We start from the raw sequence: 3,881 nt of genomic DNA, 5'->3' as shown, positions 1-3,881 counted from the left end.
GGGCAGAGGGGCAGAGGCGAGGGGTTTTTGGGCTTTCTGCGTAGATTCGGGAATTAGAACTATTAGCTGGATATGATGCGAAAACTTTAATTTTGGGTATAAAAGCCAGTTTTCAAAGAAGAATTGTATTGAGTAGAGTGTAGCGAGATACAATTCTTCTTACTTCAATCTCACGCTTTTAAACGTAGGTTATTCCTGCCTTCTGCCTCCTGCCCTCTGCCCCCTGCCTTTTACCTTCTGTTATAAAGACTCTAACTGATGGTAATCTAAGATTGTAGAACCAAATTCGATAAAAACTTTTGTTTTTGACAGTTTTCTTTTTTGAACAATAGTAATATAAGTCGTAGATAAAGTCTTTGACAATTAAGACTTGGTTATGATTTAAGTAAGTTCTAGAGAACTTAGTTAGTTTTTTTAACAGGAGAAGTAGGGTGCTTAACAACCTTCATCAGTTATTATCTCCCCGGAAGTGGGGAATTCCCCTCGCGGGCTTAGGCTTACTTCTCGGTTTGGGTCTTATATCCAAGCAAACTCATGTAACATCATTTACAGATTCTCGATTCTCATCGGCTCAGATTCACAAAACCTCCGAAAACTCTCTTTTGTCGCAGCTTAGAAAAGTTCGAGAGCAAAGAAGTCAACTTAATGCGGCTTCTGGAGGCGGAAACACAGCACCTATAATCACAGCACTGGTTCCAGGCGATGGGGGAACTACAAAAAACGCAAGAGTTTTACCAAAAACAAATTTTCCTGTAAAAGATGGGATTTACCTCTATGGTCAATCCCCAAAACCTAACCAGCTTGGTCAAGGTTATATCATATTTCAAAAGCAGCAAGATAAGGTAAGGGGTGCGTTGTATATGCCCCAATCAGAGTTGAATTGTTTTCAGGGTACAATCAACCCATCAGGAGAGTTGGCAATGACGGTTAATACTTCGTCAAATGAAGCCAGTTCTGAACAATCGAATCAGGTAGCTACGAGCAGTAGACTGCCCCAGGTTAGTGATGATGAGTCAAATTCTTATGCTTACTCCCTGGCTCTACAAGACTTTTATCGGTTAAATTCGATCGCTGCTAGCGATCGCCGCACGTTACAAATGTGCAAGTAATCTCCAATATCTTGATTATGTCCTTTTGGACTAGACACACTCAAGCAGCTTTTTAAAATGAAATCGCCCTGAGTGTGTTTTTAAGCAATCTTCAGTAGTTTTTTAAGGCTTTTTTGCCACCCGTTAAAATCGCTGACCTGTAGTAACTTCAAATCTAAGTTCTCCTCGATCGCTAATTCCGAAGTCACCTCGAATCAGCCCAAAGGATGACTTGAAGCGCAATCCTAAGCCGTAACCAAAACCACTTCCAGGTTTATCTCGTAGCACTCCTGGTTCTCCTAGCACGGTTTCGCTAGACCCGAAATCTGAGGCGAAGTCAGTAAAAACAACTCCTCCGACTGAGTAAAAAATTGGGAAACGATATTCTACAGAAGCTAAACCATAACTTCGACCACTGGCGACTTTCCCATAACCGTAACCCCTGACAGAATTTAGTCCACCAATATTAAAAGCATTAGCTGGTGGAAAGTCTCCAAGAATCGTACCAATTTGTAAATTAATCGCCAACATTTCTGGATTGTCGGTTGGTCTACCATTACCTATCCAACTGACTGGTAAATACTGAATATAATCTCCCCGTAGGCGGTTGCTAGAAATATTGCCCAGTCCAATCGGAATTGCCTGTTCTGTGCTGAAAGTGAGGATTGATCCTTGAGTCGGATTTTCTCGGCGATCGCGTTGATCTCTGGAAACAGCAAATGATACTGTAAATAAGTCATCAATGCCAGTACCGCTGACAGATAAAGGACTCCCTAAACTATCGACCTGTGCAACTTTATAGTCGCGATCGCGTAAGCTAATTCTGGTATAATTCAAGCTTATACCTGCATCCCACTCATCAAAAGACCGTAAAACTCCCACAGAACCGCCAAACCTTCCCTCACGTACTTTGTCACCGCCAGACAATCTGATATCTTCGTTGAAGGTTCCTGATATATTACGATTACGAAAAGCTCTGATGCTGTAGCCTAAGCGGTTTGGTTCTTCAGGACGATAACGACTAGTGAACTGACCATTAAATTGGACATCTTTACCGCTAATTTGCACAGTTGTATCTAATTTATCGTTAAGACCGCTGATATTTTCATCTTTATAACCCACCCGACCGAATAATCCAACATCTTCGTTACTACCGCCTCCTAATATTAGAGAAGGGAAGTTACGCTCTTTAATTTCATAAATGAGATTAACGCTATTGGCATCTTCTTGTCGATAAACATTGACTTCATTAAATGATTCTAATCTCCGCAATCGTTGCAAGTCTGTTTCTAGTAAATCTTCACGAAATACTTGACCAGGTTTAAGTTTCAGCAGACCAATGATAAAATCTTTTCGAGTTCGTCCTTTAATCGGCTGACCTTTTTCATCGACTAATTGATCTTTGTTATTAACAAAACGAATCTGGATATCTTTGACAATTCTTTGGGAAATTTGGGAAAACTCCACAGACTGGCTATCTACCGGAGTTAATGCGATATAATCAGCATATTTTGCATACCCTCCCTCTATCTCCAATGTCGATTTTGTTGCCACAATACTACTAAGGCCATCTTCAGTAGAAGATTGCGAGTCTGCAACGGCCTCTAGATTTTCTCCAGCTATTAAGATGACTGCGATCGCAACTACAGCTATTTGAATATACATAAATAAAGCTTTGTCATTATCCACATTTTGGCAACAGTTAAAGATTTGATAAGTAATCAAGCGAACTTGATATCAAAGCTTTCTTTCCTCAGTGACTAATGTCAAACTAACCCATTCACCTTTCTCGTTGTATTTGCGAATCATCCGTTGGCGCAGGTTTGGCTGGATTAACCAACCCGTTTCCAAAAAAAATGGTTGGCGTAACTGCACCTTGAGAGGTGATGTTGCAGAAGCGCCATCTGGTAAAAATAATACTTGCACTTGCTTTTGGGGATCTTGGTCAAAGAGAACAATCGGGCCTTTGATGGTAGCAGTTGAGGTAATTGTGCGGTCGCTAAAAGAGGTACTTTGAATTAATCGCCCAGCATCATCAAGTTGTAATTTGAAAGTTGTAGAGTAAGTATCAGGCGAACGCAAATCTGGATATATTGTTAGTGCATGACCTTGCCATTCTCCCAACAAATCATTTATCTGCAAAGTTGGACGTTCTGCTGCTGGGGTTCCAGCGAGATGTTCTCGAATTAAAATTAATTCTTTTAGCTGACCAGTATTATCAAACAGTTGCACCAAACGCAAGCGGCGATTTTCATGAACAAAGGCGAGTTCTCCACCAAATTCGGAAAATGGCCCTAGCTGAATTAAACCTTCTGAAAATGAACCATTTTCAAAAAACAGCAGACCCCCTCCCACAGAATTAAATTCTCTGATTATATCTTGTCCCGAACGGCTCAGAGTTAGCCGCACTTTCTGGCTATTGTTCAAACCTTCTAGGGAAAGACAGCTAGGAGTATCGTTCAAAAGTGTTCCTTGAGGAGAAAAATTCGTAAATGAACCTTCCCAAACACCGAGATTTTGCAAAAAACATTGCCATTGCGATTTCATAGTGATTTTGTTATTTGTCATTGGTCATTGGTCATTTGACTAGCCTTGTTAAGTTGATATATAGGTTTCATTTCATATTCGTTCAAGCAAAGCTTCAGTTATTCTTTTAAAATTTTGAAAGTTCCGAGTTCAGAGGTCAAAGTTACGAGTTCAGATGTCAAAATTACGAGTTCATATGTCAAAGTTCAAATTACAAATGACTAACATAAAAATAAAAATCTCAAACAAAAAAATAAACAAAAAAAA

The 3,881-nt window shown here is 40.0% G+C and carries 3 protein-coding genes; 1 reads left to right on the top strand and 2 read right to left on the bottom strand.

Going from position 1 to position 3,881, the window contains the following annotated elements:
* The first annotated feature begins 431 nt into the window (after positions 1–431).
* Complete coding sequence (locus ACFE93_RS34165) at positions 432–1,109, top strand: hypothetical protein (RefSeq protein ID WP_375480504.1); 678 nt, start codon at positions 432–434, stop codon at positions 1,107–1,109.
* Positions 1,110–1,232: 123 nt separating this feature from the next.
* Here ACFE93_RS34165 and ACFE93_RS34160 read toward each other — a convergent pair whose 3' ends face one another.
* Both ACFE93_RS34160 and ACFE93_RS34155 read right to left on the bottom strand, forming a co-directional pair.
* Positions 1,233–2,777 (bottom strand): BamA/TamA family outer membrane protein, encoded by a 1,545-nt coding sequence (locus tag ACFE93_RS34160; RefSeq protein ID WP_375480502.1) that lies wholly within the window; start codon positions 2,775–2,777, stop codon positions 1,233–1,235.
* A 48-nt stretch (positions 2,778–2,825) separates the two neighbouring features.
* Entirely contained in the window at positions 2,826–3,635 is an 810-nt protein-coding gene (locus tag ACFE93_RS34155; protein ID WP_375480506.1) for a DUF3598 family protein, read from the bottom strand.
* Positions 3,636–3,881 lie beyond the last annotated feature (246 nt).

Origin of the sequence: uncultured Nostoc sp. (genome assembly GCF_964247315.1) — a bacterium.
Classification (GTDB): Bacteria; Cyanobacteriota; Cyanobacteriia; order Cyanobacteriales; family Nostocaceae; genus Nostoc.
This window is presented reverse-complemented; position numbering and strand designations above follow the sequence as displayed.

Coding starts and splice junctions, on each gene's coding strand:
- ACFE93_RS34155 (WP_375480506.1), bottom strand. CDS start 3,635: ATGAAATCGCAATGGCAATGTTTTTTGCAAAATCTCGGTGTTTGGGAA.